The organism is Xanthomonas sp. D-36-1 (assembly GCF_017746155.1).
Classification (GTDB): Bacteria; Pseudomonadota; Gammaproteobacteria; order Xanthomonadales; family Xanthomonadaceae; genus Xanthomonas; species Xanthomonas cissicola.
On record NZ_JAGHWR010000026.1, the window covers coordinates 14,255 to 34,772 of the forward strand.

Annotated in this window: 15 protein-coding genes and 6 tRNA genes; 7 read left to right on the plus strand and 14 right to left on the minus strand. The window is 63.8% G+C overall.

All coding sequences use genetic code 11. From position 1 onward, the window contains the following. Positions 1-47 precede the first annotated feature (47 nt). The 7 genes from J7367_RS07975 to J7367_RS08005 all read right to left on the minus strand — a co-directional run bounded on the left by J7367_RS07975 (position 48) and on the right by J7367_RS08005 (position 6,945). Positions 48-122, minus strand: a tRNA-Val gene (locus tag J7367_RS07975). A gap of 11 nt (positions 123-133) precedes the next feature. Next, positions 134-406, minus strand: coding sequence for an HU family DNA-binding protein (locus tag J7367_RS07980; RefSeq protein ID WP_002806049.1), 273 nt, complete (start codon positions 404-406; stop codon positions 134-136). Between the two features lie 213 nt (positions 407-619). Next, positions 620-3,091: an endopeptidase La gene (gene lon, locus J7367_RS07985; protein WP_022558443.1), complete on the minus strand. Its 2,472-nt coding sequence runs from the start codon at positions 3,089-3,091 to the stop codon at positions 620-622. A 144-nt stretch (positions 3,092-3,235) separates the two neighbouring features. Next, positions 3,236-4,522 (minus strand): ATP-dependent Clp protease ATP-binding subunit ClpX, encoded by a 1,287-nt coding sequence (gene clpX / locus J7367_RS07990; RefSeq protein ID WP_003483788.1) that lies wholly within the window; start codon positions 4,520-4,522, stop codon positions 3,236-3,238. Between the two features lie 125 nt (positions 4,523-4,647). Beyond that, positions 4,648-5,274, minus strand: coding sequence for an ATP-dependent Clp endopeptidase proteolytic subunit ClpP (clpP, locus tag J7367_RS07995; protein ID WP_002806026.1), 627 nt, complete (start codon positions 5,272-5,274; stop codon positions 4,648-4,650). A 92-nt stretch (positions 5,275-5,366) separates the two neighbouring features. After that, a complete protein-coding gene (gene tig / locus J7367_RS08000; RefSeq protein ID WP_007968966.1) occupies positions 5,367-6,659 on the minus strand; it encodes a trigger factor in 1,293 nt (430 codons plus the stop codon). Between the two features lie 201 nt (positions 6,660-6,860). After that, positions 6,861-6,945, minus strand: a tRNA-Leu gene (locus J7367_RS08005). 242 nt (positions 6,946-7,187) lie between these two features. Between J7367_RS08005 and J7367_RS08010 the strand changes: the two genes are divergently transcribed. Continuing rightward, positions 7,188-8,456 carry a PAS domain-containing sensor histidine kinase gene (locus J7367_RS08010; protein WP_057660341.1) on the plus strand — a complete coding sequence of 423 codons (1,269 nt, stop codon included), beginning with the start codon at positions 7,188-7,190 and terminating at the stop codon, positions 8,454-8,456. Between the two features lie 425 nt (positions 8,457-8,881). Here the strand turns inward: J7367_RS08010 and J7367_RS08015 are convergent. The 4 genes from J7367_RS08015 to J7367_RS08030 form a co-directional block, all read right to left on the minus strand. Next, a tRNA-Lys gene (locus tag J7367_RS08015) sits at positions 8,882-8,957 on the minus strand. Positions 8,958-9,050: 93 nt separating this feature from the next. Next, positions 9,051-9,127 (minus strand) — tRNA-His (locus tag J7367_RS08020). Positions 9,128-9,159: 32 nt separating this feature from the next. Next, positions 9,160-9,236: transfer RNA gene (locus J7367_RS08025), tRNA-Arg, on the minus strand. 42 nt (positions 9,237-9,278) lie between these two features. Beyond that, positions 9,279-9,355: transfer RNA gene (locus J7367_RS08030), tRNA-Pro, on the minus strand. Positions 9,356-9,505: 150 nt separating this feature from the next. Here J7367_RS08030 and J7367_RS08035 point away from each other — a divergent pair. Then, entirely contained in the window at positions 9,506-10,267 is a 762-nt protein-coding gene (locus tag J7367_RS08035; RefSeq protein ID WP_057660343.1) for a Bax inhibitor-1/YccA family protein, read from the plus strand. 144 nt (positions 10,268-10,411) lie between these two features. Here J7367_RS08035 and J7367_RS08040 read toward each other — a convergent pair whose 3' ends face one another. From J7367_RS08040 to grxC, 3 genes are all read right to left on the minus strand, one after another. Beyond that, positions 10,412-11,419: an isocitrate dehydrogenase gene (locus tag J7367_RS08040; protein ID WP_003483762.1), complete on the minus strand. Its 1,008-nt coding sequence runs from the start codon at positions 11,417-11,419 to the stop codon at positions 10,412-10,414. A 226-nt stretch (positions 11,420-11,645) separates the two neighbouring features. Continuing rightward, positions 11,646-12,041 (minus strand): carboxymuconolactone decarboxylase family protein, encoded by a 396-nt coding sequence (locus J7367_RS08045; RefSeq protein WP_007968963.1) that lies wholly within the window; start codon positions 12,039-12,041, stop codon positions 11,646-11,648. Beyond that, a complete protein-coding gene (grxC, locus tag J7367_RS08050) occupies positions 12,038-12,346 on the minus strand; it encodes a glutaredoxin 3 (RefSeq protein ID WP_033481211.1) in 309 nt (102 codons plus the stop codon). The genes J7367_RS08045 and grxC overlap by 4 nt, the downstream gene beginning before the upstream one ends. Before the next feature lie 89 nt (positions 12,347-12,435). Here grxC and J7367_RS08055 point away from each other — a divergent pair, with 89 nt between their 5' ends. From J7367_RS08055 to ppx, 5 genes are all read left to right on the plus strand, one after another. Next, positions 12,436-14,142, plus strand: a complete 1,707-nt coding sequence (locus tag J7367_RS08055; RefSeq protein ID WP_022558440.1) for a M48 family metalloprotease — start codon at positions 12,436-12,438, stop codon at positions 14,140-14,142. Between the two features lie 182 nt (positions 14,143-14,324). Then, complete coding sequence (gene phoB, locus J7367_RS08060; protein WP_003483753.1) at positions 14,325-15,014, plus strand: phosphate regulon transcriptional regulator PhoB; 690 nt, start codon at positions 14,325-14,327, stop codon at positions 15,012-15,014. Between the two features lie 72 nt (positions 15,015-15,086). Then, positions 15,087-16,415, plus strand: coding sequence for a phosphate regulon sensor histidine kinase PhoR (gene phoR, locus J7367_RS08065; protein ID WP_005915906.1), 1,329 nt, complete (start codon positions 15,087-15,089; stop codon positions 16,413-16,415). 112 nt (positions 16,416-16,527) lie between these two features. After that, positions 16,528-18,630, plus strand: coding sequence for a polyphosphate kinase 1 (gene ppk1 / locus J7367_RS08070; protein WP_017158111.1), 2,103 nt, complete (start codon positions 16,528-16,530; stop codon positions 18,628-18,630). 178 nt (positions 18,631-18,808) lie between these two features. Further along, entirely contained in the window at positions 18,809-20,329 is a 1,521-nt protein-coding gene (gene ppx / locus J7367_RS08075) for an exopolyphosphatase (protein WP_176215005.1), read from the plus strand. Positions 20,330-20,518 lie beyond the last annotated feature (189 nt).

Here is a 20,518-nt window from a genome sequence, read left to right on the forward strand (position 1 = left end):
CCAGCTGAACTACCGCTCCGCGCTTGAAACGTTTGCCTGGTGCTTAATGGTGGGTGCTGAGGGTTTCGAACCCCCGACCCTCTCCGTGTAAGGGAGACGCTCTACCGCTGAGCTAAGCACCCCAGCGAGTCGATTAGTTTACTGCATCCTTCAGGGCTTTACCAGCCTTGAATGCAGGATTCTTCGAAGCAGCGATCTTGATGCTGTCGCCGGTCTTCGGATTGCGGCCGGTGCGCTCAGCGCGCTCGCGGACCTGGAAGGTACCGAAGCCAACGAGGGTAACGGCGTCGCCCTTCTTCAGTGCCTTGGTGATTTCGCTCACAACCGCGTCAACAGCACGGCCAGCTTCAGCCTTGGAGATGTCAGCGGCAGCGGCAACGCCATCGATCAATTCGGTTTTATTCATTCTTGAAACTCCCTTTGCGGCAGATGCCGCGGAATCGACAATCGGCGCTCTTGCCGTAAGCGAAGAACCCGACACAAGTGGTATCGCATGACGCATCACATTTGCCGCGCCCACGAGTCGTGCATTTATACCAGCGCCCCCAACAGCACGCAAGCCAAAACCCAATAACGACGCGGGTTTTGGCTTGTTTTGACGAGGCTCAGACAGCCCTCGTTAGTGCTTGACGCGGGTACCGGGTGTGCTACGCGACTTGCCGCGCACGGTCACGCGCGAGGCCGCCTTGCGGGCCTTTTCCTTGCCGGCCTTCTTCGGCGCGAGCGGACGTTCCAACGCCAGATCGAGCACCTCGTCGATCCACTTCACCGGCACGATCTTCAGATCGCGGGTCACGTTTGGCGGGATGTCGGCCAGATCCTTGCGATTCTCGTCGGGGATCAGCACGGTGCGGATGCCGCCGCGCAGGGCCGCCAGCAACTTCTCCTTCAAGCCACCGATTGCCGATACCCGCCCGCGCAGGGTGATCTCGCCGGTCATGGCCACATCGGCGCGGATCGGCACCCGGGTCAGTATCGACACCAGCGAGGTCACCATCGCGATACCTGCGCTTGGGCCGTCCTTGGGCGTGGCGCCGTCGGGCACATGCACATGCACGTCCTGCTTTTGCAGGAAATCCACATCGATGCCAAGTCGCTCAGCGCGCGAACGCACCACCGACAATGCAGCCGATGCCGATTCCTTCATGACATTGCCGAGCTGGCCGGTGAGGATCAGGTTGCCCTTGCCCGGCACCAACGTGGACTCGACCTGCAACAGCTCACCACCGACTTCGGTCCATGCCAGACCCGTGACCAGACCGATCTCGTTTTCTTCTTCGGCACGGCCGAAGTCGAAGCGACGTACGCCCAGATACTTGTCCAGATTCTTGGCGTTGACGGTGACCAGCGCCTTCGGCTTTCCCTTCTTGGCGACCGCCTTCTTGGCCGCCGGCTGCGGACCTGCGAGCGCGATTTCCTTGACCACCTTGCGGCAGATCTTGGCCACCTCGCGTTCGAGATTACGCACACCCGACTCACGTGTGTAATACCGCACGATGTCCTGGATCGCATCGCTGGCGATCTCGATCTCCTCCGGCTTCAAGCCGTTGGCCTTGATCTGCTTGGGCACCAGATAGCGCGTGGCGATGTTGAGCTTCTCATCCTCGGTATAGCCGGGGATGCGGATCACTTCCATGCGGTCCAGCAACGGGCCCGGGATATTGAGCGAGTTGGAGGTGGCGACGAACATCACCTCCGACAGGTCCAGATCGACTTCCAGATAGTGGTCGTTGAACGAATTGTTCTGCTCCGGATCGAGCACTTCAAGCAATGCCGACGACGGGTCGCCACGAAAGTCCATCGACATCTTGTCGATTTCGTCCAGCAGAAACAGCGGGTTCTTGCTGCCGACCTTGTTGAGGTTCTGCACCAGGCGGCCCGGCATCGAACCGACATAGGTCCGGCGGTGGCCACGGATTTCGGCCTCGTCGCGAATGCCGCCCAGGCTCATGCGCACGAACTTGCGGTTGGTCGCCTTGGCGATCGACTGCCCGAGCGAGGTCTTGCCCACGCCCGGCGGTCCGACCAGGCACAGGATCGGCCCCTTCATCTGCTTCACGCGCGACTGCACCGCCAAGTACTCAAGGATGCGCTCCTTGACCTTGTCCAGACCGTAGTGATCGGCGTCCAGCGTATCTTCGGCAACCTTGAGGTCCTTGCGCACTTTGGTGCGCTTTTTCCACGGAACGCCCAGCAGCCAGTCCAGGTAATTGCGCACCACGGCCGCCTCGGCGGACATCGGCGACATCTGCTTGAGTTTGTTGAGCTCGGCCTTGGCCTTGGTCTCGACCGGCTTGGGCATGCCCGCCTCGGCGATCTTGCGCGCCAGTTCTTCCAGCTCGCCCGGCGCATCGTCCAGGTCGCCCAGCTCCTTCTGGATCGCCTTCATCTGCTCGTTGAGGTAGTACTCGCGCTGGCTTTTTTCCATCTGCGACTTCACGCGGCCGCGGATGCGCTTTTCCAGCTGCTGTACGTCGATTTCGCCATCGACCAGGCCGACCAGCAATTCCAGCCGCTCGCCGATGTCGGTGATCTCCAGCAGGCGCTGCTTGTCGGCCAGACGCACACCGATGTGGGCGGCGATGGTGTCCGCCAGGCGGCCCGGCTCATCGATGCCGGCCAAGGTCTGCAGCAGTTCCGGCGGCAGCTTGCGGTTGGTCTTGACGTACTGTTCGAATAGCGACATCAGCGAACGCGCAATCGCTTCCACCTCGCGCGGCTCACGCGCGTCGCTGGCTTCGATTTCGGTGCCCTGCCCCTGCAATGCGCCGTCCTGCTCGATAACCTTGTCGACGGTGACCCGTGACAGACCCTCGACCAGCACCTTGATGGTGCCGTCGGGGAGCTTGAGCAACTGCAGCACCTGCGCCAGGGTACCGACGGTATACAGATCGCCGGCAGCCGGGTCGTCGGTCTCGGCCGACTTCTGCGCGACCAGCAGGATGCGCTTGTCCGCCTCCATCGCCTTTTCCAGCGCACGCATCGACTTGTCGCGGCCGACGAACAGCGGGATCACCATGTGCGGGAACACCACCACGTCGCGCAGCGGCAACACTGGCAGATCGAGAATTTCTGGTTGGGACTGGGCCATGGGGCACTCCGCAGGAATGGGGGTTTTTGGGGCAGTAAAAAGCCGATGGCCCCGTTATGGGGCCATCGGCGAGGTGTTGCAAGTAGCGTTCGGAAAGCGGTTATCCGCCAGCGAGGCCGAGGCCCGGCGGGGCGGCCAACGGACTCAGTCTCCGGATGCAGCCTTGGCGGGCGCCGGTTGCGCCTGGTAGATCAAATACGGCTCGGACTTGTGCTCGATCACCGACTCGTCCACCACGACCTTGCTGACGTTTTCCTGCGACGGCAGCTCGTACATCGTGTCCAGCAGCACCGATTCGACGATGGTGCGCAGGCCACGCGCGCCCGTCTTGCGCTTGAGCGCCTTCTTGGCGATCGCAGACAGGGCGTCGGGGCGGAACTCCAGCTCCACGCCTTCCATGTCGAACAGCTTCTTGAACTGCTTGGTGATGGCGTTCTTGGGCTCGGTCAGGATCTTGATCAACGCAGGCTCGTCCAGCTCTTCGAGCGTGGCGACCACCGGCAGACGGCCGACGAACTCGGGAATCAGGCCGAACTTGATCAGATCTTCCGGCTCGACTTCGGCCAGGATCTTGCCCACTTCCTGCTTGCGCTCGCTGCTCTTGACCTTGGCGCCGAAGCCGATGCCACCAGCGTCGTTGGAACGCTGCTGGATCACCTTGTCCAGGCCGGCGAACGCGCCGCCGCAGATGAACAGGATGTTCTTGGTGTCGACCTGCAGGAACTCCTGCTGCGGGTGCTTGCGCCCCCCCTGCGGCGGCACCGAGGCAACCGTGCCTTCGATCAGCTTGAGCAGCGCCTGCTGCACGCCTTCACCGGACACATCGCGGGTGATCGACGGGTTCTCGCTCTTGCGCGAGATCTTGTCGATTTCGTCGATATAGACGATGCCCTGCTGCGCCTTTTCGACGTCGTAGTCGCACTTCTGCAGCAGCTTCTGGATGATGTTTTCCACATCCTCGCCGACATAGCCGGCTTCGGTGAGCGTGGTGGCGTCGGCGATCGTGAACGGCACATTGAGCAGGCGCGCCAGCGTTTCGGCCAGCAGTGTCTTGCCCGAACCGGTCGGGCCGACTAGCAGGATGTTGGATTTCGCCAGCTCCACATCATCGTTCTTGCTGCGGCTCTCGATACGCTTGTAGTGGTTGTACACCGCTACTGCGAGCGTACGCTTGGCGCGCAACTGCCCGATCACGTATTGATCCAGTACCTCGAGAATCTCGCGCGGCTTGGGCAGGCTGGAACGTGCCGACTGCGCCTTCTCTTCGAGTTCCTCGCGGATGATGTCGTTGCACAGCTCAACGCACTCATCGCAGATGAATACGCTGGGACCGGCAATCAGCTTACGGACTTCATGCTGACTCTTACCGCAGAACGAGCAGTAGAGAATCTTGTTGCTGTCGCCGGAACGACCTTGGCGGTCTTCGCTCATGCTTCTGTTACCCAGTTACCCCACCCGATGCACGGGGGTTCGATTTCGAGAATAGCACAGGGTCGGGAGGACATTCGCCCCGCCCGACCCTGCCGGTTTTTCCTGCAATTTCAATGACTTGAGAATCAAGACGGCTGGATCGACTCTTCCGGACGACGTTCGAGCACCTGATCCACCAGGCCGTAGGCCTGCGCATCGACTGCACTCTTGAAGTTGTCGCGCTCGGTGTCGCGCGCGATGGTCTCCAGCGATTGGCCGGTATGCTTGGCCAAGATTTCGTTCAAGCGCGAACGCAGGGTCAGGATCTCGCGCGCGTGGATATCGATATCGGTCGCCTGGCCCTGGAAGCCACCCAGCGGCTGATGGATCATCACACGCGAATTCGGCAGCGCGTAACGCTTGCCTGCCGCACCCGAGGCCAGCAGCAGCGCGCCCATCGAGGCGGCCTGGCCGACGCAGATGGTGCTGACATCCGGCTTGATGTATTGCATGGTGTCGTAGATCGCCATGCCGGCGGTGACCACGCCACCGGGCGAATTGATGTAGATGCTGATGTCCTTTTCCGGGTTATCCGCTTCCAGGAACAGCAGCTGGGCCACGATCACGTTGGCCATATGGTCGTCGATCGGACCGACCAGGAAGATCAGACGCTCCTTCAGCAGACGCGAGTAGATGTCGTACGCACGCTCGCCACGGCTGGTCTGCTCGACCACCATGGGCACCAGGTTCAGGGCTTTGGTCACAATGCTCATCAGTCTTCCCGTTGTGGCAGCGGCCTGTGCCGCTGCCCGTGTTCGACATCCGCACCCCTGACTGCGGGTGCGGTTCTTCTCTTACTGCCGGATCAGACGCGGATGGCGTCCTGGAACGACAGCGACTGCTCGGTGTGCTGGGCGCGCTCGGCGATCCAGTCGATCACCTGCTCTTCCATCACGCGGCTCTGCAGCCCGTTCATCAGTTGGGGGTCGTTGCGGTACATCTCAATGACCTGTTCCGGCTCTTCGTAGGTCGAAGCGATCAGACGCAGCGTTTCGCTGACGCGCTTGGATTCCAGGCGCAATTCGTTGCGGCGCGCCACTTCGCCCACCAGCAGACCGACCAGCACGCGCTTGGCGGCGGCATCCATGAATCCCTGGTGCGCGTCGGCCGGCACCTGACCCGGATCGCGACCGCTGCGGCGGACCTGCTCGACCTGCTGGGCCAACATCGAACGCGCTTCGTTCTCGACCAGGCGCGGCGGCATTTCGACATGCGCGTAGGCGGCGATCAGCTGCTCGCCCACTTCGCGGCGCAGGCGGTTCATCAGCGCACCCTTGAGCTCGCGCTCCAGGTTGGTGCGGATATCGGCGCGGAACTGCTCGGCATCGCCACTCTTCACGCCGAAGCTCTTGATGAAGTCCTTATCCACTGCCGGCAACACCGGCTCGGAGACTTCGACCGCCTTGACGTGCACCTGCACGGTCTTGCCCGCCAGCTGCGGCACGCGCCATTCGGCGGGGAAATCGACGGTCAGGGTCTTTTCTTCACCCTTGGTCAGGCCCTCCAGGCCCTTTTCGATCTGGTCGAACATCACGCCCGAACCCAGCACGCTGCTGCCGGTCTCCACGCCTTCGGCGGGCAGCCGCTCGTCGCCGGCCTGCGACCAGGTCTCCAGCGCCACCAGGTCGCCGACCTGCGCACCGCGCTCGACCGGATTCCAGGTGCGGCGCTGCAGGCGCAGGTTTTCGATCATCTGATCGATGTCGGCATCGGTCACTTCAGCGGTCGCGCGCACCACCGACAGCTTGGTCACGTCGATGTCGCCGAAATCGGGCACCACTTCGAAGGTGGCGACGAAGTCGAAATCGGTCTCGCCCTGATCGATACGCGGGTTGCCGGCCAGGCGCAGCGAGTGCTCGCGCACGGCCGAATCGAAGGTCTCACGCAGCAGGCCTTCCATCGCCTCGGCACGCACCTGCTGACCGAAGCGCTGCTCGATCACCTTGGTCGGCACCTTGCCGGGACGGAAGCCCTTGATGCGCGTGGTCCGCGCAAGCTCGCGCAGGCGGCCACCGACGTGCGTCTCCAGGCGCTCCTGCGGCAGGGTGAAGGTCAGGCGGCGTTCCAGATTGCCGGTGGATTCGATCGATGCTTGCATGTTGACTCCTGCCACCGACAGCGCACAGCGTCGGCACGAGATGGAAGATGCGGGTTGACGGATGGCGAGAATGCCGCCGAGCCTTGTAGTTTCGCCGATAACGGCGGCCGCTGCCAGCGGCATGCGCGCAGCGGACTCACGGACAGAAACGACCGGTTTACAGGAAGTGCAGCGGCCGGAACCCACACGGCCGCGCTGCATTGGTGCGAAAGGGGGGACTCGAACCCCCACGCCTTGCGGCGTCAGAACCTAAATCTGGTGCGTCTACCAATTCCGCCACTTTCGCAATGCCGTAGAGGCCCGGCTATTGTTGCAGGGATGCCCGTAAAGAAAAAGCGCTGAGAAACCCGGAGCGTGTGATTACGCGGTGGGCACAGTGATGGCCTCACGTGGGGACGTGAGGCGCTGCCCAACAAGGGAGCGCAGTGTCCGCCTGAATCCAAACAAAGCCCGTATTGTCCACCGGTACCTCGCAGCAGCAGGATTTGCGAAAATTCCGTTAATTTCAGCCCAAGGGCAACAGTCGCGATGAGAGACCGATATCGCCAGATCGTGGCACTGTCGCGCGATTGCATTAAAGAGATCGATCTGGACGGTCGGATCACGTCGGTCAATCTCAATGGGCTGGTCGGACTTGGCGCCAGTTCTGCGGATCAGATTCTTGCACGCCCCTGGCGCGAACTGTGGCCGCCCGAAGCGGCAGCCATGGTGGATGCAGCCATGGCCGCGGCGGCGAAAGGCGCAACCCGGGAATTTGAGGCCAGCTGCGTGAACCTGGCCGGCGTGCGCCAGACCTGGCAGGTCGTCACCAGCCCATTGTTCGACGGGCAAGGCAAGGTCGAAGCCATCTTGGCGGTGAGCAAGAATGTCTCCGATCGCCGCGCGCTGGAAGCAGCCTTTCACACCCTGGACAGCACCCTGACGGCAGAACGCGCGTTTTCCACCAGCGCCCTGATGCTGGCGCGCGCACGCGAAACCTCGCTGTCGACCGAGCTGCACAGCCTGCGCGATTCGCACGAGCGCATCGAAGGCGACCTGGACATCGCGCGCGCCGCACAGAACGCCGCCGAGAAGATCGCCGAGCAGGCGCAGAAAGGCGAAGCGGTAGGACAACTGCTGGCCGGCGTGGTCCACGATTTGAACAACGTGCTGCAGGCCGCCACATCGGCGATCAATCTGGTCGTGCAGCGCACGCAGATCGACGCCCACGACGCCAAGCTGCTCAGCGTTGCGGACGCGGCGCTTCAACACGGCTCGGTGATGGCGCGGCGCCTGGTCGGTTTCTCGCGCCAGTACCCCTATAGCCCCGAAGCGGTGGATCTGGCCGAACTGGCGGAACAGCTCAGCCCGTTACTGCAACAGGTGGTTGGCGCAGAACTGCGGCTACAGCTGCGGACCGCGGAGGGCGGATGTTGCGCGATGGTCGACCGTCACACCGTGGAGCGCGCCATCTTGAACCTGGTGATCAATGCGCGCGATGCCTGCGCCAGCGGCGACTGCATCAGTGTGGAAACCGGGGAAACCTTCGTCACCGAAGAGCAGGCGCAACTGGCCAAACCGGCCGGGCACTACATGACCATCGCCGTCGCCGACACCGGGCACGGCATGGACAGCGTGGTGCAGGCGCGTTTGTTCGAGGCCTACTTCACCACCAAGCACGCTAGCAAGGGCACCGGCCTGGGATTGGCGCAGGTCTATAGCGCAGTGCGTCAGGCCGGCGGTTTTGTAGAAGTCTTCTCGGCGCCAGGCCAGGGCGCGCGCTTCGTGCTGGCATTTCCGCGGGTGCAGCAAAGCTAGACGCCTGCATTGCTGGCCTTATACGGAGGCGCTGGTGACATGGCTGCTTGCTGCAATTGCTTGCAGATCGCAGAGCACGTCGCGCCACCCGCTCACCACAGGCAATGACGTAGCGCCGCAGTGGCGCACGGCGATACTTCCGGCATCGCTGCCGATCCGACCGGGATTCGATCGCTGACGCCGGCTGCGGCAAGCGCACCCCAGCCAGGCATTCGATGATGGCATCGCCCAAAGGCTTTGAAGAGCCATTGGTATCCAAATCAGACGTTGGCGATGCCGGCGCTATTGCAAAGCTGCGGCAGCGCCGTCGCGACGCCAACCTGTCGCTGGCCTTAATTCGTTTACAGCAGGCCCAACGAGCGCGTGCGCCTGTTTTCAGGCCTGTAAAAAGAAAAGCACCTAGGCAATGCCTAAGTGCTTTTATTTGGTGGGCCGTCAAGGATTCGAACCTTGGACCTATTGATTAAGAGTCAACTGCTCTACCAACTGAGCTAACGGCCCTGAAACTGGTCGCACATTGTATGTGCATTTTTGCTTCGTTGCAACACCCTGTGACACATCGGGTCAAACATTCCTGCAATTTCTCGTCATCAGTGGGGTGGCTGAGGGGACTCGAACCCCCGACATCTGGAATCACAATCCAGTACTCTAACCAGCTGAGCTACAGCCACCACTGAAAACCTGCTTCCTACCGTACCGCCGATGGCGCGCCCGACAGGACTCGAACCTGTAACCGCCGGCTTAGAAGGCCGGTGCTCTATCCGGTTGAGCTACGGGCGCCCGGACCGAACTTCGCATTCCCACGCCGTCGAAAGCTCGGAATGGTCGGGGTAGAGGGATTCGAACCCCCGACATCCTGCTCCCAAAGCAGGCGCGCTACCAGACTGCGCTATACCCCGGCGGGACCTTTCAATCCCGAAGGCTCGAAAGGTCGGCTATTTTGGGAACGATTGGCCTCGCTGTCAATCACCCTGTGTAACTTGAACGATCAGCTATCCTCGCAACAACGTTCGCCAGTAGGGTGAGCACTATTTTCATGGAGAACACACATGCGTAGCGGTAACCCTGCCCTTCGGGAATCCACATTCCTCGACTCCGGCTCCGGCTCGGTCGTCACCCACGACGGTCAGGCGATGACCCTCAACGGCACGGTCAACAAGACCGGCGTGTTGTTGCTGATGGCGGTGATCACGGCCGCCTTCGCCTGGTCGCAATCGATCGGCGCCGATGGCATGCCACTGCCCGTCGCACGTATCTACATGATCGCCGGCGCGATCGGCGGCCTGGTGTTCGCACTGGCCACCAGCTTCAAGCCGACCTGGGCACCGATTACGGCGCCGCTGTACGCACTGATCGAAGGCTTCTTCCTCGGCTCGATCTCGGCGGTGTACGAAGCACGCTTCAACGGCATCGTGTTTCAGGCCGTGCTGCTGACCTTCGGCACCCTGTTCGCGCTGCTGTTCGCGTATCGCAGCGGCATGATCAAGGCCACCGAGAACTTCAAGTTGGGTGTGGTCGCAGCCACCGGGGGCATCGCACTGGTGTATCTGGCGACGATCGTGCTGGGCTTGTTCGGTGTGCGCATCCCTTTCATCCACGACTCGGGCCTGATCGGCATTGGTTTCAGCCTGTTCGTGGTGGTGGTGGCGGCATTGAACCTGGTGCTGGACTTCGACTTCATCGAGAGCGGCGTCGAGCACGGAGCGCCCAAGCACATGGAGTGGTACGGCGCATTCGGCCTGATGGTGACGCTGGTGTGGCTGTACATCGAGTTCCTGCGCCTGCTGTCGAAGCTGCAGTCGCGCAATTGAGCCGGGATTCGGGAATCGGGATTGGGGAATCGCAACGGCGGCTCCCTTCGCTTGAACGCGTAACATTGGCGTCGAGTGACCCGTTTCCAACAAAAAGAAAGGGCGCCTAGGCGCCCTTTCTTTTTGTGCAATTTGCCAGTGCGCTCAGAGGCGGCTGGCGATGGCCTTGGCGAAGCCCATGGTGTTGCCGGTGCCGCCCAGGTCGGGGGTCAGCGAATCCTTGGCTTCCAGGGTGGCGACGATGGCTTCGCGCAGGCGCTCGGCATTCTGCGGCTGACCGATGTGGTCCAGCATCTGCGCCGCGCCCAGCAGCAGCGCGCACGGGTTGGCCTTGCCCTGCCCTGCGATATCTGGCGCCGAGCCGTGCACGGCTTCGAAGATCGCCGCGTCCAGACCGATGTTGGCGCCCGGAGCCAGGCCCAGGCCGCCGACCAGACCGGCGCACAGGTCGGAGATGATGTCGCCGAACAGGTTGGTGGTCACGATGATGTCGAATTGCTCGGGACGCATCACCAGTTGCATGCAGGTGTTGTCGACGATCATTTCCTGGAATTCGATTTCCGGATACTGCGCGGCCACATCGCGTGCCACTTTCAGGAACAGGCCCGAAGTCGACTTGATGATGTTGGCCTTGTGCACGGCGGTGACCTTTTTGCGGCCGGTGCTCTTGGCCAGCTCGAAGGCGTAGCGCACGATGCGCTCGGAGCCCTTGCGGGTGATCCGGGTGCCGGAGAACGCGGTCTCGCCATCTTCGGACACCGTCTGGCCTTCGCTCAGATACGCACCTTCGGTGTTTTCGCGGACCGTGATCAGGTCCACGCCGTCGGCGAAACGCGACTTGGTGTTCGGGAACGACTTGGCCGGACGCACGTTGGCGTACAGGTCGAACTTGCGACGCATGGCGACGTTGATCGAACTGAAACCCTCGCCGACCGGCGTGGTCAGCGGGCTTTTCAGCGCCACCTTGTTCTTGGTGATCGACGCCAGAGTGGACTCGGGCAGCAGATCGCCGTGCTTTTCCAGCGCAACCAGGCCGGCGTCGGCGTATTCGTAGGTCAGGCCAGCCTGCAGCGCGTCGAGCACGAACAGCGTGGCATCCATGATCTCCGGGCCGATGCCGTCGCCGCGGATGACCGTGATTGTCTGCGTCATAACGTTGGGTTTCCGAACTTGAAGGGGGGAGCGCCAGCCGCAATACCCGGCAAAGCGGCGCAAGGAGGTTTCACGGGCAATTATGCCCGATGCCGGTGAAGGCGCCCAAACCGACCTTGGTCTAAGAGTGCAGGCGCCCGAACGCAACGCGCCGCCTCGGTGGGCGGCGCGTGCGTTACTCGCGTTGACGAACCCCGATCCCCACGTGCGTGCCGCAGCGACACGCTCAGTCGTGCGCGTGCTGGGCCGGCGCCTGCGCACCGCCTTCGAGCTGGTCCAGAAAATCCACCGCGCGGCGCAGATGCGGAATGACAATGGAGCCGCCGACCACCAGACCGACCGAGAAAGTCTCGAAGAACTCTTCCCGGCTCACGCCGGCTTCCTTGCACTGGGCCACGTGATAGCTGATGCAGTCGTCGCAGCGCAGCACCATCGAGGCGACCAGGCCGAGCAGTTCCTTGGTCTTCACGTCCAGCGCGCCGGCCTGGTAGGTCTGCGTGTCCAGCGCGAAGAACCGCCGCACCACCTGGTTCGGCTCGGCCAGGATGCGCTGGTTCATGCGCTGGCGGAATTGCGTGAACTCGCGCAGGCGATCGGCGCTGCCGTCGTCGGAACCACTCATGCCTGGCCGCCCGCGCTGCCGGCCAGCAGCGGCTCGAGCTTGCCGGCACGATGCATGGCCATCATGTCGTCGTAGCCGCCCACATGGACGTCGCCGACGAAGATCTGCGGCACGCTGGTGCGCTTGGCCAGGGCGATCATCTTGTCGCGCTCGGCCGGGTCCAGGTCGATCCGCACCTCGGTCCAGGTCTTGCCCTTGCTCTTGAGGAAGTTCTTGGCCGCCACGCAATACGGGCAGATGGCGGAGGAATACAGGGTGATCTGCGGGCCGGAGGCCGCGTCCTGATCGGTATGGTCTTGGCTCACGGGAAACTCCGTGGTTGGTGTGAGGTCTGACACATGGTACCGGGCGACTGGAATTTCCACGTCGTCACCGCAACACTGTGGGTTAACCGATGATTCACGCCTCTGCGCCGGGCTGCCCGCATGCTCCGCGCACCACCTGGGAGTTCCACTTGCGCCTGCTACCGCTCGCCACTGCCCTCACGCTGGCCGTTGCCATCGGTGTGGCACCTGCGCAGGAAAGCCGCCTTCCCGACATCGGTTCGTCGGCCGGCGAGTTGCTGACCCCCGCCCGCCAGGCCGAATACGGCCGGATGATGCTGGCCGAGCTGCGCAATTACGACTACGTGCTGGACGATCCGCTGATTACCGATTGGCTGCAGACCATGGGCACACGGCTGGGCGCCAACAGCGACCAACCGCAGCAACCGTTTACGTTTTTCATGCTGCGCGACCGCCAGATCAATGCATTCGCCACGCTGGGCGGCTACATCGCCGTCAACGCCGGGCTGGTGTTGACCGCCGAGCGCGAGGACGAAGTGGCGGCGGTGCTGTCGCACGAAATCGCCCACGTCACCCAGCAGCACGTGCTGCGTGGAGTGGAGCGTGCGCAACGTGACCAGATTCCGATCCTGCTCGGCATGCTGGCGGCGGTGGTGGCAGCGCAGCAGGCCGGGGGCAACTCCAAGGGCGACGCCACCATGGCCACCATCACCAGCGCGATGGGGCTGATGCAGCAGCGGCAGATCGACTACACCCGCTCCAACGAATCCGAAGCCGACCGGCTGGGCATCCGCACCTTGGCCCGCAGCGGGTACGACGTGGATGCGATGGCCGGCTTCTTCGAGCGCATGTCGGTGGCGATGCGCGCCAACGAGGGTGGCTACAGCGCGCCGGATTTCCTGCAGACCCACCCGGTGACCGTCACCCGCATCAGCGAAGCCAAGTCGCGTGCCGAACAGATGAAGAAGAACACCGTGGTGCTGACGACCTCGGTGCCGGGCGGGACGCGCCAGGAGCGCGTAGACCCGGCCGACCCATCGCTGTCGGAGCCGCTCAGCCGCAATGGCAACGCGCTGCTCCCTTACGCGCTGCGGTTGCCGGTGGATGCGCTCAGCCGCGGCGCCGACCAGCAGGGTTTCGATTGGGCCAAGGAACGCCTGCGCGTGCTCAGCGCAGCCACGCCGGATGCGGCCATTCGCGAGTACGAAAACCTGCGTCGCAGCGCAAAACAAGGTTTGAGCGATCCGCAGCGCTATGGCCTGGCGCTGGCGCGGCTGCGCAACAGCGGCGGGCGGCCGGGCGAGCCGGTGGCCGAGCTGAGCAGCCTGCTCGAGGCACATCCGGACAATTTATGGCTGGCGCTGGGCCTGAGCGAGGCGCAGGCGCGCGTAGGTCCGCGAGAAGCGGCCAATGCCCGCTTCGATGCGCTGCTCAAGCAATTGCCGAACAACCGCGCGGTCGCGCTGACCTATGCCACTGCGCTCAACGAGCAGGCCAGCAAGGAGTCCGGCCAGCGCGCGCGCCAGGTGCTGGAGCCGTTGTTGCACCGGAGCAGCGACGACCCGTTGCTGCAACAAAGCTACGCCCGTGCTTGCGAGCTGTCCGGCGACCCATTACGCGCCAGCGAAGCATATGCGGAGGCGGCGTTCTTGAACGGTCGCGCCGAACAGGCACTGATCCAGCTGGAAGCACTGAAAAAGAAAGATCTCGACTATGTGACACGGGCGCGCGTGGACGCGCGCATCGCCGCGATCACCCCGACCGTGCTGGAGCTGCGTCGCCAGGGCATCCGCGACCCGGATTTGTCCACGCGCTGATCGCCGACGCATTGCCGGCTGTTCACGGCAGCAGGGTGTCGGACGGCCGCCTGCCGTTAACGAAACTGCCCAGTCCGCTTCACGGGTCGTTGCCGCCGCGCAGGCGCCGCCGACGATGTCACATTAGAGTCACAAAACCGTAGTCTACTGGCGATCAACCAAAGCCAGACGGTAAGCCCCGCGTGCAGAAACGCATTCTGATCGTCGATGACGAACCCGCGATCCGCGACATGGTGGCGTTCGCGCTGCGCAAAGGCGAGTTCGAGCCCATCCATGCCGGCGATGCCCGCGAGGCGCAAACCGCCATTGCCGACCGCGTGCCGGACCTGATCCTGCTGGACTGGATGTTGCCGGGCACCAGCGGACTGGATCTGGCAAGGCGCTGGCGCAAGGAGCAGCTGACCCGCGAGATTCCGATCATCATGCTCACCGCGCGCGGCGAAGAGAACGACCGCGTCGGCGGCCTGGAAGCCGGCGTCGACGATTACGTGGTCAAGCCGTTCTCGGCACGCGAGCTGCTGGCGCGCATCCGCGCGGTGATGCGGCGCACCCGCGAAGACGACGAAGACGGTAGCGTGGCGGTAGGCAAGCTGCGCATCGACGGCGCCGCGCACCGGGTGTTCGCTGGCGATGCACCGGTGCCGATCGGCCCGACCGAATATCGGCTGCTGCACTTTTTCATGACACACCCCGAGCGCGTGTATACGCGCACCCAGCTGCTGGACCATGTCTGGGGCGGTAGCGTGTATGTGGAAGAGCGCACCATCGACGTGCATATCCGCCGCCTGCGCAAGACGCTGGAACCGTTCGGGCTGGAAAACATGGTGCAGACCGTGCGTGGCTCCGGCTATCGTTTTTCTTCGGCGACCTGACGTGCCGCAAAGCCACCCGGCCACAGTCCGGCCGGGTGGCTGCCCACCTGACGCTTTGTGGTAACGCCTTCCATGCCTCAACACATCCGTTCCGCCTGGCTCAAGACGCTCGGCACCCTCGCGCTGTTGTTGGGCGCTGCCGTCGTCGCCGGCGTGCTGATCGGGCATGTGTGGATGGCGCTGACGCTCACCGCCCTGGGCGTGCTGGCCTGGCATTACTGGCGGCTGCGCCAGGTGTTGCGGCGGCTGACCGCACGCCAGCGCGCCGAACCGGCGGCCGGGATCGGCGCCTGGAACGAACTGGACCGGCTGCTGTATCGCAGCCAGGCCGAAATGCGCGCGCGCAAGCGGCGCCTGATCGAAATGTTGCGCACCTACCGCGCTGCAGCGCAGGCGCTGCCCGATGCGGTGGTGGTCGTGGATCGCAACAGCCAGCGCGTGCAGTGGTTCAACAAGGCGGCCGGCGGCTTGCTCGGCCTGCACCATCCCGGCGACATGGGCGTGTCGATCGTGGAGCGGCTGCAGCCGTTACCGCTGGCGCACTGGCTGGCGGCCGGGCGCAACGCCGAGCCGATGCTGGATGCCGCCTCGCCGGCAGACCCGGATCTGCGCCTGAACCTGCGCCTGATCCCCTACTCCGACGACTACTGGCTGCTGGTAGCGCGCGATGTCAGCAAGCTGCTGCGGCTGGAACAGGTGCGCCGCGATTTCGTGGCCAACGTCTCGCATGAACTGCGTACCCCGCTGACGGTGGTGCACGGGTATCTGGACATGCTCGACCCGGAAGACTTCCCCGATTCGGGCCCGATGCTGGCGGAAATGCGCAAGCAATCGCAACGCATGGCGCAGCTGGTCGAAGACCTGCTGACGCTGTCGCGGCTGGAATCGCAGGAAGAACTCGGCGAAGAACACGTGGCGATGGCGCCCATGCTGTCGACCTTGCGCCGCGAGGCCGAGGCGCACAGCCAGGGCCGCCACACCGTGGAGGTGATCGACGAGGCCGGCGTGGACCTGCTCGGCTCCAACAAGGAGCTGCACAGTGCGTTTTCCAATCTGGTCACCAATGCGGTGCGCTACACGCCCGGCGGCGGCACGGTGACGATCCGTTTCGTGCGCGAAGGCGACGGTGCGGCGCTGGCCGTGCGCGACACCGGCTATGGCATCCCCGCCTCGCACCTGCCGCGCATCACCGAACGCTTCTACCGGGTGTCCAGCAGCCGCTCGCGCGAGAGCGGCGGCACCGGGCTGGGACTGTCGATCGTCAAGCACATCCTGGGGCTGCACCAGGCGCGCCTGGATATCGAAAGCGAAGTGGGACGCGGCAGCGAATTCTCGTGTCATTTCGTACCTGCGCGCGTCGTGCAGCGCGAGCAATCGGTGCCGCTGTCACGCTCGGCGTGATATGTAGTCAGTGCGCGCCGCAGCGCGCTGCGATGGACGCGTCTGCCACGCGCCGCATTGCCTGCGTTGCGCGCCCCAGGCAATTACACAACCCGTCTTGACGATCGATTCCATGGGCCACGCCAAAGAACTGCACGACATCACACCCGGCGACGACGTCGCCACCGATCCGTTGCGTGATCCGGCGCTGTACATCAACCGCGAGCTGTCGCAACTGGACTTCAACTTCCGGGTGCTGGCGCAGGCGCTCGACGAGCAGGTGCCATTGCTGGAACGGCTGCGCTTCCTGTGCATCTCGTGCACCAACCTGGACGAGTTCTTCGAAATCCGCGCAGCTACCGTGCGGCACGCACAGGAGTTCGGGCTGCCGCCGGCGCCGGACGGGCTGAGCCCGACCGCCATCCTCAACGCGGTGCACGATCGCGCCGCCAAATTGGTCGAGCAGCAGTACCACGCGTGGAACGAGGTGCTGCGGCCGGCGATGGAAGACGCAGGCGTTGCCGTGCTCAGCCGTTCGGCATGGACCGCGCGCCAGAAACGTTGGCTGCGTGCGTATTTCCGCAACGAGATCATGCCGGTGCTGTCGCCGCTGGGCCTGGACCCGGCGCACCCGTTCCCGAAGATCCTCAACAAGACCTTGAACATCGTGGTGGTGCTGGAAGGCCAGGATGCGTTCGGGCGCGCCGGGCATCTGGCCATCGTGCGCGCACCGCGTTCGCTGCCCCGCATCATCCAGCTGCCGGCAAGCCTGTCGCCGGAGGGCACGCAGAGCTTCGTGTTCCTGTCCTCGGTGTTGTCCGAATTCGTCGACGAGCTGTTCCCGGGCATGCAGGTGATGGGCTCGTATCAGTTCCGCGTCACCCGCAATTCCGAACTGGTGGTGGACGAGGAAGAAGTCGAGAACCTGGCGCTGGCCCTGCGCGATGAACTGGTCACGCGCGGCTACCGGCCAGCGGTGCGACTGGAGATCGCGCACGACTGCCCGGCACCGATCCTGCGCACCTTGTTGCAGAATTTCGGCCTGAACGAGAACGCGGTCTACCGCATCGCCGGGCCGGTCAACCTGAGCCGCGTCACGCAGGTCTACGACCTGGTACAGCGCCCCGAACTCAAGTACCCCTCGTTCAATCCGCGCACCTTGCGCGACAGCGAGGGCATCTTCGAGATCGTCAAGAAAGGCGATGTGTTGCTGCATCACCCCTTCGATGCGTTTACCGCGGTGCTGGACGTCATCCGCCAGGCCGCGGTCGACCCGAACGTGCTGGCGATCAAGCAGACGCTGTACCGCACCGGCAAGGATTCATTGATTGTCGATGCGCTGATTCTGGCCGCGCGCAACGGCAAGGACGTCACCGTGGTGGTGGAGTTGCGTGCGCGCTTCGATGAAGAAGCCAACCTGGGCCTAGCCGACAAACTGCAGGAAGCCGGCGTGCAGGTGGTCTACGGCGTGGTCGGCTTCAAGACCCACGCCAAGATGCTGCTGATCGTGCGCCGCGAGGGCCGCAAGCTCAAACGCTACGTGCACCTGGGCACCGGCAATTACCACAGCGGCACCGCGCGCCTGTATACCGACATCAGCCTGATCACCGCCGATGCCGAGATCGGCAACGACGTGCACATGCTGTTCCAGCAGTTGTCCGGGCTTGCGCCGCGCATGAAGCTGGACCAGTTGCTGCAGTCGCCGTTTACGCTGCATGCCGGCGTGTTGAAGCGGATCGATCGCGAGACACGGCTGGCCCGCAAGGGTCGCCCGGGCCGCATCATCGCCAAGATGAACGCCCTCAACGAACCGCAGGTGGTGCGTGCGTTGTACACGGCGTCGCAGGCCGGGGTGCAGATCGATCTGATCGTGCGCGGGGCCTGCACGCTGCGCCCTGGGGTGCCAGGGGTGTCCGACAACATCCGCGTACGTTCGATCGTGGGCCGCTTTCTGGAACATAGCCGCGTGTACTGGTTCGGCAACGACGGGGCCGCCGAGTTGTACTGCGCCAGTGCCGACTGGTTGGAACGCAATCTGCTGCGGCGGGTGGAGACCTGCTTCCCGATCCTGGAACCGGACCTGGCCAAACGCGTCTACCGTGAGGTGCTGCAGAACTATCTGGACGACAACGTCAGCGCGTGGGAGCTGGACGCCGAGGGCGTGTACCACAAGCGCACGCCTGCCCCGGGCGAGCCGGCGCATTCGGCGCAGATGACCTTGCTCGAGCGGATCTGAGCGCTCATTGCCGCACGCCAGGTGGCAAGCCGCTTGCGCAGGCATGCGGCATGCCCATTACGGCGACTGACCGTCCGCTTCCAGCGCTTGGCAATACCGATCGCGTGCGCGGTCGGCTGGGCGCACGCACGGCCTCTCACGTGGCCAACAGCCCATCGGCTACCATGCGGCCATGCCAATGCCCTCCCCCACGATTCCGCCCATGCGCGATGGCGATTTTCTTGCCGCCATCGACCTAGGCTCCAACAGTTTCCACATGGTCATTGCGCGCTACCTGATGGGTCAGCTGCGCGTCGTCGATCGCCTGCGCGAGACCGTGCGCATGGCCGATGGCCTGGATGGCAAAGGTGGGCTCTCCAACGAAGCGCGCCAACGCGCACTGGAATGCCTGGCGCGTTTCGGCCAGCGCATTCGCGACGTGCCTTCGCTGCGCGTGCGTGCGCTGGCGACCAACACGGTGCGTCAGCTGCGTTCGCCGCAAGCGTTTTTGATGCCGGCCGAAACGGCTCTGGGCCATGCGATCGAAGTGGTCAGCGGGCGCGAGGAAGCACGCCTGATCTATCTGGGCGTGGCGCATGCGCAACCGCCCAAGCCCGACCAACGCCGGCTGGTGATCGACATCGGAGGCGGCTCGACCGAGTTCATCATCGGCCGCGGGTTTCAGACGCTGGAACGCGAGAGTCTGCAGGCCGGATGCATTGCCAGCACGCGGCGGTTTTTCCCCGGCGGCAAATTGTCCAAGAAGAAATGGAAGGACGCGCTCACCGAGATCGGCGCCGAGTTCCAGCAGTTCGCCGGCCAGTACAAGGCGCTGGGCTGGCATGAGGCGATCGGCTCGTCCGGCACGCACAAGGCCATCGGCGAAATGTGCGCGGCGATGAAGCTGACCAAGGGCGCGATCACTGCGCAGGCGCTGCCGGCGCTGCGCGAAGAGTTGCTCAAGGCCAAGCGTATCGAAGACATCCAGCTGCCCGGCCTGGCGGCCGAACGGCGGCCGATCATCGCCGGCGGCATCCTGGTGCTGGAAGCGGCGTTCCAGGCGCTGGGGTTGGAGAAACTGATGGTCAGCAAGGCGGCGATGCGCGAAGGCATCCTGTACGACATGCTTGGCCGCGGCGGCGAAAACGACCCGCGCGACAGTTCGGTGACCTCGCTGATGCAGCGTTACGGCATCGACGAAGTACAGGCGCAGCGCGTGGAAGCGACCGCCTGCCGCCTGTTCGACCAGGTCTGCGAATCCTGGCAACTGGATGGCGACGATGCGCAGGTGCTGCGCCGCGCCGCGCGCCTGCACGAGCTGGGGCTGATCATCGCGCATAGCCAGTACCACGTGCACGGCAGCTACATCCTGGAGCATTCGGATATCGCGGGTTTTTCGCGACAGGAACAGCAGGTGCTGGCCTCGCTGGTACGCACGCACCGGCGCAATGTGCCCAAGACCGCTTTCGATGCATTGCCCGACCGCCTGTTGCTGCCGACCCGGCGCAAGGCCGCACTGCTGCGACTGGCGGTATTGCTGCACCGCGCACACGAGGCGGACCCGATTCCGACCCTGGAACTCACCGCCGACGACACCCGGCTATCGCTGATCCTGTCGCAAAGCTGGATCGACTCGCGCCCGCTGCTGCGCGCCGACCTGATCGGCGAAGTCGAAGGCATGGCCGGGCTGGGAATTGCGTTCAAACCGTTTGTGACCTGAGGCCTGCGGCCTCAGGCGGGATTGGGGATTGGGGATTGGGGATTCGCTTACAGCCAGAGCACCATCGTCGTGGAATGCGTGCCGAGAAGATGAATTCCGCTGTTGCGAATATCCAATCCCGATTCCCGAATCCCGTCACAGCTGTCATCGCCACGTCTTATCGGCGCAACATCAATGCCATCGCACTCC

Coding starts and splice junctions, on each gene's coding strand:
- J7367_RS07980 (WP_002806049.1), bottom strand. CDS start 406: ATGAATAAAACCGAATTGATCGATGGCGTTGCCGCTGCCGCTGACATC.
- lon (WP_022558443.1), bottom strand. CDS start 3,091: ATGGCCCAGTCCCAACCAGAAATTCTCGATCTGCCAGTGTTGCCGCTG.
- clpX (WP_003483788.1), bottom strand. CDS start 4,522: ATGAGCGAAGACCGCCAAGGTCGTTCCGGCGACAGCAACAAGATTCTC.
- clpP (WP_002806026.1), bottom strand. CDS start 5,274: ATGAGCATTGTGACCAAAGCCCTGAACCTGGTGCCCATGGTGGTCGAG.
- tig (WP_007968966.1), bottom strand. CDS start 6,659: ATGCAAGCATCGATCGAATCCACCGGCAATCTGGAACGCCGCCTGACC.
- J7367_RS08010 (WP_057660341.1), top strand. CDS start 7,188: ATGAGAGACCGATATCGCCAGATCGTGGCACTGTCGCGCGATTGCATT.
- J7367_RS08035 (WP_057660343.1), top strand. CDS start 9,506: ATGCGTAGCGGTAACCCTGCCCTTCGGGAATCCACATTCCTCGACTCC.
- J7367_RS08040 (WP_003483762.1), bottom strand. CDS start 11,419: ATGACGCAGACAATCACGGTCATCCGCGGCGACGGCATCGGCCCGGAG.
- J7367_RS08045 (WP_007968963.1), bottom strand. CDS start 12,041: ATGAGTGGTTCCGACGACGGCAGCGCCGATCGCCTGCGCGAGTTCACG.
- J7367_RS08055 (WP_022558440.1), top strand. CDS start 12,436: ATGATTCACGCCTCTGCGCCGGGCTGCCCGCATGCTCCGCGCACCACC.
- phoR (WP_005915906.1), top strand. CDS start 15,087: ATGCCTCAACACATCCGTTCCGCCTGGCTCAAGACGCTCGGCACCCTC.
- ppk1 (WP_017158111.1), top strand. CDS start 16,528: ATGGGCCACGCCAAAGAACTGCACGACATCACACCCGGCGACGACGTC.
- ppx (WP_176215005.1), top strand. CDS start 18,809: ATGCCCTCCCCCACGATTCCGCCCATGCGCGATGGCGATTTTCTTGCC.